This is a genomic window from Shewanella sp. BC20 (genome assembly GCF_003129585.1).
Taxonomy (GTDB): domain Bacteria; phylum Pseudomonadota; class Gammaproteobacteria; order Enterobacterales; family Shewanellaceae; genus Shewanella; species Shewanella seohaensis.
The window spans coordinates 170,039-183,019 of the sequence record NZ_NHRI01000005.1 but is presented as its reverse complement, the minus strand read 5'-3'; the positions used below and the strand labels follow the sequence as shown (position 1 = coordinate 183,019).

Annotated in this window: 11 protein-coding genes; 8 read left to right on the top strand and 3 right to left on the bottom strand. The window is 48.8% G+C overall.

The window, feature by feature from the left end; translation table 11 throughout:
* Nucleotide 1 precedes the first annotated feature (1 nt).
* The 7 genes from CBX96_RS07850 to napB all read left to right on the top strand — a co-directional run bounded on the left by CBX96_RS07850 (nucleotide 2) and on the right by napB (nucleotide 7,383).
* On the top strand, nucleotides 2-544 hold the full coding sequence (locus CBX96_RS07850; protein ID WP_109286300.1) for a PilW family protein: 543 nt from the start codon (nucleotides 2-4) through the stop codon (nucleotides 542-544).
* 15 nt (nucleotides 545-559) lie between these two features.
* The gene (locus CBX96_RS07845; protein WP_109286299.1) at nucleotides 560-2,185 is read left to right on the top strand and encodes a collagen-binding domain-containing protein; all 1,626 of its coding nucleotides are present in this window, start codon (nucleotides 560-562) and stop codon (nucleotides 2,183-2,185) included.
* Between the two features lie 242 nt (nucleotides 2,186-2,427).
* Nucleotides 2,428-2,712 carry a chaperone NapD gene (locus tag CBX96_RS07840; RefSeq protein ID WP_023266838.1) on the top strand — a complete coding sequence of 95 codons (285 nt, stop codon included), beginning with the start codon at nucleotides 2,428-2,430 and terminating at the stop codon, nucleotides 2,710-2,712.
* Complete coding sequence (napA, locus tag CBX96_RS07835; RefSeq protein WP_109286298.1) at nucleotides 2,709-5,189, top strand: nitrate reductase catalytic subunit NapA; 2,481 nt, start codon at nucleotides 2,709-2,711, stop codon at nucleotides 5,187-5,189. Before CBX96_RS07840 ends, napA begins: the two co-directional genes overlap by 4 nt.
* A 51-nt stretch (nucleotides 5,190-5,240) precedes the next feature.
* Nucleotides 5,241-5,975 carry a ferredoxin-type protein NapG gene (gene napG, locus CBX96_RS07830; RefSeq protein ID WP_109286297.1) on the top strand — a complete coding sequence of 245 codons (735 nt, stop codon included), beginning with the start codon at nucleotides 5,241-5,243 and terminating at the stop codon, nucleotides 5,973-5,975.
* On the top strand, nucleotides 5,972-6,955 hold the full coding sequence (gene napH, locus CBX96_RS07825; RefSeq protein WP_109286296.1) for a quinol dehydrogenase ferredoxin subunit NapH: 984 nt from the start codon (nucleotides 5,972-5,974) through the stop codon (nucleotides 6,953-6,955). The genes napG and napH overlap by 4 nt, the downstream gene beginning before the upstream one ends.
* A complete protein-coding gene (napB, locus tag CBX96_RS07820; RefSeq protein ID WP_109286295.1) occupies nucleotides 6,952-7,383 on the top strand; it encodes a nitrate reductase cytochrome c-type subunit NapB in 432 nt (143 codons plus the stop codon). Before napH ends, napB begins: the two co-directional genes overlap by 4 nt.
* Before the next feature lie 252 nt (nucleotides 7,384-7,635).
* Here the strand turns inward: napB and CBX96_RS07815 are convergent, their stop codons facing one another.
* Nucleotides 7,636-7,788: a hypothetical protein gene (locus CBX96_RS07815; protein ID WP_011627178.1), complete on the bottom strand. Its 153-nt coding sequence runs from the start codon at nucleotides 7,786-7,788 to the stop codon at nucleotides 7,636-7,638.
* A 94-nt stretch (nucleotides 7,789-7,882) separates the two neighbouring features.
* Between CBX96_RS07815 and CBX96_RS07810 the strand changes: the two genes are divergently transcribed.
* Nucleotides 7,883-8,770, top strand: a complete 888-nt coding sequence (locus CBX96_RS07810; protein ID WP_011718228.1) for a LysR family transcriptional regulator — start codon at nucleotides 7,883-7,885, stop codon at nucleotides 8,768-8,770.
* Between the two features lie 161 nt (nucleotides 8,771-8,931).
* Here the strand turns inward: CBX96_RS07810 and fusA are convergent, their stop codons facing one another.
* Together fusA and CBX96_RS07800 are read right to left on the bottom strand one after the other, a co-directional pair.
* On the bottom strand, nucleotides 8,932-11,025 hold the full coding sequence (fusA, locus tag CBX96_RS07805) for an elongation factor G (protein ID WP_109286294.1): 2,094 nt from the start codon (nucleotides 11,023-11,025) through the stop codon (nucleotides 8,932-8,934).
* Between the two features lie 440 nt (nucleotides 11,026-11,465).
* Nucleotides 11,466-12,914, bottom strand: coding sequence for a diguanylate cyclase (locus CBX96_RS07800; RefSeq protein WP_109286293.1), 1,449 nt, complete (start codon nucleotides 12,912-12,914; stop codon nucleotides 11,466-11,468).
* Nucleotides 12,915-12,981 lie beyond the last annotated feature (67 nt).

Genomic DNA, 12,981 nt, shown 5'->3' with positions numbered 1-12,981 from the left:
TATGTCCTTAAGCACGAAAAAACAGCAAGCGGGCTTTAGCTTATCAGAGCTAATGATCGCTATGGTGCTTGGGCTGATTATTATGCTGGCCGTGGTCAACTTTTTCGCCCCGCTCAAGGCCACGGTTGAAGAAAGTAAACGCCTCGAAAACGCTGCCGATGCGCTGAGATACGCCACCCTTAGCCTCAGCAAGAGCGTCAAACGTGCATCAAATATCGTATCCCTCAGCGCGAATGAGTTAGTGCTCGCAGTTGCAGCATCCCCAGCCCAACCGAGTTTAACTTGCCTAGGAACCAGCAAAACCAGTGATTACAACGAAACCTACCGTTTTGACGCCCCCAATTTGAGCTGCGACGACGGCGATGGCGCTCAGGTGTTACTCACAGGGCTAGAATCGACCCGTTTTGCACTGAATGGCGAACTGGTGACTGTAGTACTCAAGCCCGAAAAACTCCCCGCGCAATATGGCCAAGGGATCCAGCTCGATATCGCCCTGCGTAAGCCCCTATGGCAACAAGCCCTCAACAGCCAACAGAACCCATAAAGCAAGGAAGCCATAATGGACAATCTAAGACCAGCTCTAGGCAATAAGGAACACGGTGCGGTACTGCTTATCGTCTTAGTCTTCAGTCTGTTAGCGAGTTTGCTGGTGGTCACGTCGCTCAGGGATAATCTCGTGCAAGAGCGACTGAGCGGTAACTTTCAAAAACAGGTCAATGCACAGCTACTCGCCGAACAGGGAATGCACGAGAGTTACAACCAACTTAAGACTCAGCTGCAGCGCGCGCCCAATCAAGGCCTGCAAACCCTTTATGAGCAACTCCCCGCCGAAGCCGATGGCAGTCTCGAAGGCAGCAGCTATGCCCTCGAAAACGGCCAAATCGCCGGGGCCGATCTTAGCCTCGACAGTCGTGGCAATCATCTAGAGGGTGAGGCCAAACTCAACGCCCAGTTCACACTGCAGGGCAGTCACGGAAATACGATTTTCAATGATGCGATTGTGTCCTGCGAAAGCTTAAACCTTACCGGCAGCAGTAGCATCGATGGCTACGATTCCCGCAAAGGCGCCTATGGCGACAGCATCAGTAATGGCCAAGGTGGCAGTGAGCTTAATCAACACGGCAAAGGCAATGTCACCACCATTGAGCCCAATGCCAATATTACGCTCACGGGCAACGCGCCAATTTACGGCGATGTTAGCGCCACGGGCAGCGTCACCCTCACCGGCTCGTCGGATATCCACGGCAGCATTCAAGCCAATAATGATGTCACCCTAGGCACAGGGACCATAAGCGGGAATGTCGCGGCGGGCAATAACTTTAACTTGGCCAATAGCGGCACGGTGGAAGGTTCGGTCAAAGCCAATAATAATGCCGCCACGGCGCCCAAAGCCCAAGTGAATGGCACACTGCAATATGGCGGCGACGGTAACTTTCATCAGGACAGCCAGATTGGCAACTTAGTCAACGCACGCCCTAATGTGCCGCCCGTGCCGACAAAATCCTGTGACCCATTAGATATTGGCGCTGTGATGGGCGGCTTTAAGATGCCAAATAACGGCGCGCGCAGAATTGATTCCAACGCTAATGTCACTATCACGCCATCGGGGTCGAGTAAGACCGAACTTGGCTGGAAAGGTGATTATTTCCCGAGCCTAACTCCCACGTCAGAAAACATCTTCGGCAGTGACACCCCGGTATTTAACCTCGACAGCTTAGTCATGAGTGCCGATGGGGTGCTCAATATCAGTGGCGGCGATGTCACCCTGATAGTCAAAGGTGACTTTAAGATGAGTGGCTCGAATCAGCTGAATATTGCCCCAGGTTCCAGCCTTACGCTGTTTGTGGGCGGTGAAGTCGCCTTTACGGCGGGGACAAACAACGGTAACAATATTAAGGGACAAACCCTAACCGACAGTAACAAGCCACCACTGTCTATTTTTTCTGGCTCGGATAAGGATGTCACCGTCAGCGGTAATGTGCCAATTTATGCCGCGCTCTACGCCCCCAAATCTAAGGTCCATCTCCCTGGCGGCCCTGAGATTTTCGGCTCGGTTAGGGGCAAATCCATCACAGCAACGGGTAATGGAAAAATCCACTATGACAACGCATTAGGTGCCGCCGACTTAGGTGAGGACAATGCTAAACCCGCGGTCATCCTGCTCAAACAATGGCAATATTTATAGGCTAAATCCCCCCGCAGAACTCACTTGCAGTCTCCCTCTCCAAAGGGATAGGAATTGTGTAAATTTCAAACTGAGAGTTAGATCACGCGCAAAACTTTGATCCCGATCGACTATCCCCTCCAATACCTCTTGTGAGGTATACCCACATTTTTTATCAGGTCTAGACTCGCAGTTATCCACATTTAGTTGTAGCGATTTGTTGCTGGAACAACTGAGTGAATCTCAAGATAAAGGTTACCGCTATGAGTCAGGAATACCATGTCACCAGCCTCGTGGTACATGCCGCCCCTAATGCCTTGCAACAGGTTGAGACCGATATTGCTGCGTTAAAAGGCTGCGATATCCACGCCATTTCACCCGAGGGCAAGTTTGTTATTACCCTCGAAGGGAATAGCCAAAAAGCCATTCTAGACAATGTTGAAGCCATCAATGCCCTGTCCGGCGTGTTATCCGCCAGTTTGATTTACCACCAAGTAGAACCCCTAGAACAAGAACTGTTAGAAAAAAAGAGTGAGGAAACACTATGAGCATTAGCCGCCGCGAGTTTCTCAAGGCTAACGCAGCGGTTGCCGCTGCCACGGCCGTTGGCGTCACGCTTCCCGTGAAAATGGTCGAAGCCGCCGAGTCAGATAGCATTAAGTGGGATAAAGCCCCCTGCCGTTTTTGCGGTGTGGGTTGTAGCGTATTAGTCGGTACCAAAGCCGGTAAAGTCGTCGCGACTAAGGGCGATCCCGAAAGCCCTGTTAACCGTGGTTTGAACTGTATTAAGGGTTACTTCCTGTCGAAAATCATGTACGGCAAGGACAGATTAACCACGCCGCTGCTGCGGATGAAAGACGGCAAATACCACAAAGAAGGCGAGTTTACCCCAGTAAGCTGGGATGTTGCCTTCGATACTATGGCCGCTAAGTGGAAAAACAGCATCGCCACTAAGGGCCCAACCGCAGTCGGTATGTTCGGTTCTGGCCAATGGACCATCTGGGAAGGTTATGCCGCCTCTAAATTACATAAGGCCGGATTCTTAACCAACAATATCGACCCTAACGCCCGCCACTGTATGGCATCGGCCGTAGGTGGCTTTATGCGTACCTTCGGTATCGACGAGCCTATGGGTTGTTACGATGACTTAGAAGCCGCCGACCAATTTGTGCTCTGGGGCGCTAACATGGCCGAGATGCACCCGATCCTGTGGGCACGCTTATCCGACCGTCGTTTAAGCCACAAAGACTGCCGCGTACATGTGCTATCCACCTTCGAGAACCGCAGTTTCGACTTAGCAGACAACCCTATGGTGTTCCGTCCACAGTCAGACTTAGTGATCCTCAACTTTATCGCGAACTACATCATCCAACACAAAGCCGTGAATACCGACTTTGTGACTAAACATACTAAGTTTGCCCTTGGTGTGGATGATATCGGTTATGGTCTGCGTCCAGATCATCCGTTAGAGAAGAAAGCCAAAAACCCAGGCAATGGTAAATCCAGCCCTATCAGCTTCGACGAATACGCTAAGTTCGTCAGCACTTATACGCTGGAATATGCGGCGAAAATGAGTGGTGTAGAGCCTGAAAAATTAGAAAACTTAGCTAAGGCCTATGCCGATCCTAAGGTCAAAGTCATGAGTCTGTGGACCATGGGGATCAACCAGCACGTACGTGGCGTATGGGCAAACAACATGCTCTACAACATCCACTTACTCACAGGCAAAATCGCCACCCCAGGTAACAGCCCATTCTCATTAACGGGTCAGCCATCGGCCTGTGGTACCGCCCGTGAAGTCGGCACCTTCGCCCATCGCTTACCCGCAGATATGGTAGTGGCCAACGATAAACACCGCGCCATCACAGAAAAAGTGTGGCAGGTACCAGAAGGCACCATTCCGCCAAAACCTGGCTTCCATGCCGTGCTGCAAAGCCGCATGCTCAAAGACGGTAAACTCAACTGCTATTGGACCATGTGTACCAACAATATGCAGGCGGGTCCGAATATCAACGATGAAATTTACCCCGGTTTCCGTAACCCAGAAAACTTTATCGTGGTATCCGATCCATACCCAACCGTTACCGCCATGGCCGCCGACTTAATTCTGCCCACCGCCATGTGGGTTGAAAAAGAAGGAGCCTATGGTAACGCCGAGCGCCGCACCCATATGTGGCATCAACAGGTCAAAGCGCCAGAAGGGGCTAAGTCAGATCTCTGGCAATTAGTCGAGTTCTCAAAACGCTTTAAAGTGTCTGAAGTGTGGCCTGCTGAGCTTATCGCCAAGCAACCTGAATACGCTGACAAAACGCTTTATGAAGTGCTGTTTGCCAACGGCGTCATCAACAAGTTCCCGACCACAGATTGTAAGGGCGACTTAAACGATGAAAGCGCGCACTTTGGCTTCTATCTACAGAAAGGCATTTTCGAAGAATACGCTGCCTTCGGTCGCGGCCATGGCCATGACTTAGCCGACTTCGACCGTTACCACGAAACCCGCGGCCTACGCTGGCCTGTGGTTGAGGGCAAAGAAACCCTGCGCCGCTTCGTTGAAGGTAGCGATCCTTATGTGAAGGCGGGTGAAGGCTATAAGTTCTACGGCAAACCCGATGGCAAAGCGGTGATTTTCGCCCTGCCCTACGAGCCTGCGGCAGAAGAGCCAAATGAAGAATACGATCTGTGGATGTCTACCGGCCGTGTACTCGAACACTGGCATACAGGTTCTATGACCGCCCGTGTACCTGAGCTGTACCGCGCTTACCCCGATGCACAAATCTTTATGCATCCTGAAGACGCTAAGGCCCGTGGTCTACAACGTGGTGATGAAGTGCTAGTCGCATCCCCCCGTGGTGAGGTCAAAACCCGTGTCGAAACCAAAGGCCGTAACAAACCGCCACGCGGCGTGGTGTTTATGCCCTTCTTCGATGCGCGTCAGTTAGTTAACAAGTTGATTCTGGATGCAACCGATCCACTGTCAAAAGAAACTGACTTTAAGAAGTGTCCCGTTAAAGTGATGAAGGCCTAAGCCTCATTTGATAGCGATAAGCGTATTTGAAAGCGATTAAGGAGTGCTAAGGTGAGCCAGCAAGTGAAGAGTCCATTCACAGTCAAGCAAGTCAACCGTCGTCAGTTTTTGGCAACGACGGCTAAGGCTGGCTGCGTGATGGGGCTCGTGGGATTAGGCTTGACGGCCACGGCAAAAAGCCAAGGCCAACTCGCCCCCCATGCTTGCAGACCGCCGGGCGCCCTTGAAGAAAGCGATTTTCTCTCCGCCTGTGTGCGTTGCGGTTTGTGTGTCGAGGCTTGTCCCTACGACACCCTATCACTGGCACGCTGGTTTGATGGCGCCGCCACTGGCACGCCATTCTTTACCGCAAGACGCATTCCCTGCGAAATGTGTGAGGATATTCCCTGCATCAAAGCCTGCCCTTCGGGCGCGCTTGATCCTCAACTTGAGCAAATTAGCGATGCTAAGATGGGTGTTGCGGTACTGATAGATGAGAAAAACTGCCTAAACTTTAAGGGATTACGTTGTGATGTTTGTTATCGGGTTTGTCCGTTAATCGACAATGCCATCACCTTAGAACGCCAACGCAATCAACATAGCGATCACCACGCCATGTTTTTACCCACAGTCAACAGCGATACCTGCACGGGTTGCGGTAAATGCGAGCATGCCTGCGTGCTCGACACGGCCGCGATTAAGGTGTTACCGACCGCTCTGGCGCTCGGTAAAGCGGCGGCGCATGACACTTATATCAACACCGAGGAAACCACCTTAGAGATGTTGAATAAGGGGCTAACGCTATGAGTAACAAGTCTATGAATAACCAGACAATGAACTCAAAAGCCCGCATGCAAGGCGAGCATGCCGCAGCCATTGCAGAACTCGGTTGGTTTGGCGCACACAAATATTTGCTACTACGCCGCGCGGTGCAATTCGGCTTATTAGGCTTATTTGCACTTGGGCCATTACTGGGAATTTGGCTATTTAAGGGTAATTTATCGGCCAGTTTACTGCTCGATACCATTCCCTTTGCCGATCCGCTCGTGAGCTTACAAATGCTCATTAGTGGGCATATTCCCGAACTTAGCCTACTGATAGGCGCCGCCTTGGTCATACTGTTTTATGCCCTCAGCGGTGGCCGGGTGTTTTGCAGTTGGGTGTGTCCGGTCAATCTGGTTACCGATGCAGCAAGCTGGCTCAGACGTAAATTGAACCTCCCTCGCACCAGCGAGTTACCGCGCAATTTACGTTATTACCTGCTGGCTCTCGTGCTGTTATTGCCACTGCTCACGGGCAACTTGATTTGGGAATGGGTTAACCCTGTGCCCTTAGTCTATCGCGCCGTGTTATTTGGCAGTCTCAGTGGTTTATGGATCTTAGCGGCGATATTTCTGCTGGATCTGTTTATCGCCGAGCGCGCTTGGTGTGGTCACCTGTGTCCAACAGGCGCCCTGTTTGGCTTAATCGGCAAATGGAGCCCGGTCAAGATCGTTGCCAGCAAAGCCAGTGCCTGTGATAACTGCATGGACTGCTTTAGTGTTTGCCCTGAACGCCAAGTATTAAAGCCGGCGTTAAAAGGGCAAAACCCGGTGATCACTAGCCCAGACTGCACCCAATGCGGCCGCTGTATCGATGTCTGCGCACAACGCGTATTTCGCTATCAAACACGCTTTACGGCCACTCAGGCTCAACTTAGTAAAGGCGATTCGACCGATTGTCAGTCGCCATCAACCACTTCACCAATTCGTCAACACATTGCCCCCAAGGCGGAGAATGACCAATGAAAAAAATACTCACCTTAGCTGCGATTGTATTAGCCATCGGCGGCTGCTCAGGCCAACAAGCAGACACACAAACCACACCCGTAAGCATTAAATCCCTTGCTGGCGATAGCACGGTAACGGATATTCGCCCAGCCGATGCAATGCCCGTCTACCCAAGCCGTGGCAAGGCGTTAGAGCGCAGCTTTACCGACCAACCGCCACTCATTCCCCATAAGGATGATTACAAAATCACCTTGGATAAGAATGGCTGTTTAACTTGCCACAGCTGGGATAAAGCCCCACGGATGAAGGCCACGCCAGTGGCGAAGTCCCACGTAATCGACGATAAAGGCACGCTCAATGGCCATAACTATTTCTGCACCCAGTGCCACGTTGCGCAGGCAGAAAACAAGGCGCCTTTAGTCGAGAACAAGTTCTCAAATCAATAACACAGCACTTCCCTGCCCACAAAAGCCACTGCTAACCCAGTGGCTTTTTTATTTTCAGCAATAAAATCTCAGCGCTAAGCTTTGCCCGTATTGTGTTCAAAGTACTGTGTTAATAGCGCAGCTCAGACTGAAGATTAAAACGCAGAGAATGAAAGACAGAGCGTTAAACGGCCGTGCACAATGAAGGTAGGAGAGCAGAGAAAGAAAACGGGTGGGAAGAGAGCGCAAACTATTGAAAAGTAAAAACCCAGCCTAGGCTGGGTTTACTTGTTGTTTTGCTTTATGCAAATCACCCGCTGGAGCTGTTAATCTGGTTTGCACCGCTTTAGCTGTTTGCACATTCTTTGCTTCAGGCATAGCCGCCTGCCACAAAGCACCGACCCATAAACTTGATGTGGATTTCATTGGTTATTCCCCTGTTCTGTTAACGAGCTCAAAGTAATACTTAGGCCATCATCAGTAAAATGAATTAACGCCATACAATGGATTCCATTTAAGCATGAACATCCCAATCAAGACCTTGCAATGTTTTCTGACCTTAGTCGAAACGGAAAACTTCACCCGTGCCGCGGAAAAATGCTTTATCACCCAGCCCACGCTGAGCAAGATCATCCAAAGGCTCGAAGAGAGTTTAGGCGAGACGCTGCTTATCCGTAACAATCAGAAGGTCGAGCTGACCCAAGCAGGGCAACTGTTTGAACACAGCGCGCGGGAAATACTCGGGCAATGGCATAGATTGCAGGAGGACATGAGCAACTTAAGCGGACTTAAAACAGGACGGTTAAGATTAGGTGTCTGCCCTATGATGAGCAGTCTAATTATCGGGCTACTGACCAGTTACCGAAAACGTTATCCCGGCGTTGAGCTGCAAATGTATGAATACGGCGGATTTGGTTGTGAACAGGCACTGCTGAATAACAGCTTAGACATCGCCTTTACCGCACTGCCAACCACCCATGAGACCGAGCTGGTGAATCAACCGCTCACTAAGTATCCCCTGCTAGCTTGCTTACCCGATGGGCATCCGCTCGCCAGTCAATCTCACCTCAGCTGGCAGGATTTTGAACCCTATCCCTTTATTCTCTATAACGAAGATTTTTCCTTGGCGAAGCTAATCAATCGCCTGAGTCGTAAGGCGGGAGTGCAACTGAATATCGCGTTTCGAAGCGGCCAATGGGATTTTCTCGCCGCCATGGTCGAGGCCGATATGGGCCTAGCGATTTTACCCGAACCTATTTGCCAAAAACTCAGCACCAGCAAGCTAGTGTTTAGACCTATGCAACCGGCGATGACCTGGGATTTAGCCCTCATCTGGCGGCAAAATCTACCTTTAACCCCTGCGGCCAATGCGTTACTGGAACTGAGTAAACAGAAAGCACTGCGTTAAACAGCTCCTTCAAGGCTTGGGCTTAGACTAAGCCTTAGACTGGGCTTGAACTAAGCCTTAGGCTGCAACACTCAAGCTATGTGTATCCTTAAATTTCACCCATAAAAAAACCGCTGCAAGCCTTGGCTTAGCAGCGGTTTCTATTTAGAGGAAGTTAAGAATTACTTCTTAGCTTCAGCAGCTTTACGCTCTTTAACTTGCTCAACAACTTTGTCCGCAACGCTGTTTGGACATGGGCTGTAGTGTGAGAACTCCATAGAGAACTGACCACGGCCTGAAGTCATTGTACGCAGAGTACCGATGTAACCGAACATTTCTGATAACGGAACGTCAGCCTTAACGCGAACACCAGTTACACCAGCAACTTGGTCTTTGATCATACCGCGACGACGGTTTAAGTCACCGATTACGTCACCTACGTTGTCTTCTGGGCTGAACACGTCAACTTTCATGATTGGCTCAAGCAGTTGTGGTTTAGCTTTAGCAATAGACTGACGGAATGCCGCTTTAGCAGCGATTTCGAACGCGATTGCTGAAGAGTCAACTGCGTGGTAAGCACCGTCAGTCAGTTCGAACTCAACGTCTAACACTGGGAAGCCAGCGATAGTACCAGTGTTCATCATGCTCGCGAAGCCTTTCTCAACTGCTGGCCAGTATTCCTTAGGAACGTTACCACCAACAACTGAAGACTTGAACACGAAGCCAGAGTTTGGCTCACCTGGGCGGATGATGTATTCGATCTTACCGAATTGACCAGAACCACCAGATTGTTTCTTGTGGGTGTATTGGTCTTCAACCATTTGAGTAATGGTTTCACGGTATGCTACTTGTGGTTCACCCACGATCAGCTCAACACCGTAAGTACGCTTCAGGATGTCCACTTTAATGTCTAAGTGCAGTTCACCCATACCTTTAAGGATGGTTTCACCTGAATCTTCGTCAGTTTCTACGCGGAATGATGGATCTTCTGCGATCATCTTACCGATAGCGATAGCCATCTTCTCGCTGCCGCCTTTATCTTTTGGCGCTACTGCGATAGAGATAACTGGCTCTGGGAACACCATGGCTTCCAGAGTACATGGGTGTTTAACATCACACAGAGTGTGACCAGTTTGTACGTTCTTCATACCCACGATAGCGATAATGTCACCAGCTTCTGCTGATTCAATTTCGATACGATCGTTTGCATACATTTCGCACATACGGCCGATACGCTCAGTCTTACCAGTTGCACTGTTAAGAATGGTGTCACCTTTCTTCAGGCGGCCAGCATAGATACGTACGAAAGTCAGGGCGCCGAAACGGTCGTCCATGATCTTGAACGCTAATGCTTTTAATGACTCGTCAGCAGAAACGATAGCGTATTCGCCAGTTTCGTTACCTTCTTCGTCAGTTAAAGGTTGTGGATCAACTTCGTCTGGTGCTGGCAAGTAGTCAACAACAGCGTCTAGAACCAGTTGCATACCTTTGTTCTTGAACGCAGAACCACAGAATGTTGGGAAGAATGCCATAGTACGAGTACCCTTACGGATACAACGCTTCAGGTCTTCAATAGATGGCTCTTCGCCTTCCATGTAAGCTTCTAACAGGTCGTCATCTTGCTCAACAGCAGATTCGATCAGCATTTCACGGTATTCTTCAACTTGGTCAACCATGTCTGCTGGAACGTCAGTTACAGTGAAGTTTTCTGGAATACCAGAATCATCCCACACGTAAGCTTTACGAGTTAACAGGTCAACAACACCAGTGAACTCATCTTCGATACCGATTGGCAGAACCATAACCAGTGGGTTAGCAGCTAAAACGTCTTTAGTTTGCTTAACAACACGTAAGAAGTCAGCACCCATACGGTCTAACTTGTTTACGAAGATGATACGAGCAACTTCAGATTCGTTAGCATAACGCCAGTTAGTTTCTGATTGAGGCTCAACACCACCAGAACCACAGAATACAGCGATACCGCCGTCAAGAACCTTCAGAGAACGGTAAACTTCAACTGTGAAGTCAACGTGTCCTGGGGTGTCAATAACGTTGAAACGGTGGTCTTTCCAGAAACAGCTTACAGCAGCTGATTGAATGGTAATACCGCGCTCAGCTTCCTGAACCATGAAGTCTGTTGTTGATTCACCGTCGTGAACTTCACCTAACTTATGGATTTTACCGGTTAGCTTAAGAATACGCTCGGTGGTCGTGGTTTTACCCGCGTCAACGTGAGCGAAGATACCAATGTTTCTGTATTTGGATAATTCGGTCATGATTCAACTTTAATGATTAGTTTAAGAAGTAGACGGAGTATGCGACAAACCACCGACACACCGCACATCAGATTATTTTAGGCGCATATTGTAAATTGGAACCCCGCTGCGCGCAAATGGCTCTTGCAATTTTTCACGATAAAGTCGCGGAAAAAATTAAAAAAAAATCAGAAAAATATGTGAAAACAATTAAATAAAAATTTTTAGTTCGTTTATCAATCAATTACTAAAAACCTTAAAAATAAGCGTGTTTTTACTGATATTGATGTTTTTCCATGCTTTAACGGTTCATTAATCGCAAAAACCCAACCCTCAGACGGTGCGCCTATGGGCAATACTCCCGTTAAAATCGGTTCGATGACGCAGGTTTTCTAGGATAAATAGCCGATTTCTGAATAAAATCCGCTATGTACTGAGGAATACCGTCTATTCGGCACGCACTAGAGGTGCGTCTCATCCACACAAATTTGGTCCCGTCCCAACGCTTTTGCCTGATATAGCGCCTTATCTGCCCGTTCAAAACATGACTGCATGGGCTCATTGACCGCAAGTTTGGCAATCCCAAAACTACAGGTAAGCCGCACATCACCACTGAAATGATAATCTTTGATGGCGTGAGCTATCCGCTGACACAATGATTTAACGGCATCGAGCGATGTTTGATGGCAGAGGATCACAAACTCTTCCCCGCCCCAGCGCGCCACCACATCGCTTTCGCGCACGCAGTGCTGCAACACCGAGGACAACTCCATCAAAATTTTATCCCCAATCGCATGGCCTAAGGTGTCATTGATCTCTTTAAAAAAATCGATATCTAACATCACCAAGCAAATAGCGCCATCCATGGAGACAGCGGCGCGATGTTCGTGAACAAACTGGCGGTTAAAATAATGTCGATTATAAAGTTTAGTCAGCGGATCATGGGTGGATAAAAACTCAAGCTCGGCATTACTCTGCTCTAATTGCAAACGTAAAACCTCAAGTTGCTGGTTTTTATCGGTTAAACGGCGGTTGTAACGACTGATAGTATAAGTACGGATTGCAAGTAAGAAGATCACCAACAAGGTTGCAGCAATCACTTGATAAATAAGTAAATAATTCGTCTCATCTATGATCGCAATATTATTCCATTTTTGATAAATCCTAATCCGCTCAAGCTCGTCAACATTATCTAGGACTTGATTAATAATCGGCAGCAGCCCCTCATGACCTAAGCCCACCCCCACACGCAGTTCATCTTCTGGCCCGCCCCATCCCGCAATTTTAAGATGGTTAAATCCCGTTTGCTGAATATAGGCGTTTACCGAAAACATTGACCCAACAAAAAGATCGACTCTTTTATCTAAAACGGCTTCAAGTCCTGCAGGCTCACTCGCAACCGTTATGGTGCGGACGCTGGGGTAGTAATGCTGAATATATTCTGCCAAACGATACCCCTTAGGCACAGCGAGTGTGCGCGAGCCTATATTTTCAAATCCTTGTAAAAAGGGTTGATCCTTAAGGGAAACGAGTACATTGGGAGAGCGAAAATATACATGACTAAAATGCAGGAACTGCTCCCGGGAAACCGTTTTATTCAGTAATGGAGTTAAATCACAACGCCCTGATTGCAAAAAACTTAGGGTTTCGGTCCATGAGGAGGTAGGAACCAAACTGAATTTTAGTGATGAATGTGATTCAAGATAACGAATATAGTCCGATGAAATCCCAACATGCTTCCCTTCACGGATGGCTTCATAGGGTAGCCAATTGGGATCGACGCAATAGCGAACTAATTGAGTACTATTAAGTGAATCATCGGCTTTTAAATTACTTGCGGCCAAACGATTTGCACTCACAGATAAAGGTGAGCATATACAGAGGAAAATAATCCAGAATCTGTAACCCATGTAACGTCTCAAAGACCCGCAGTCATTTGCCTAGTTAAGGTAAAAAAATTGTATACGTGATATTAAG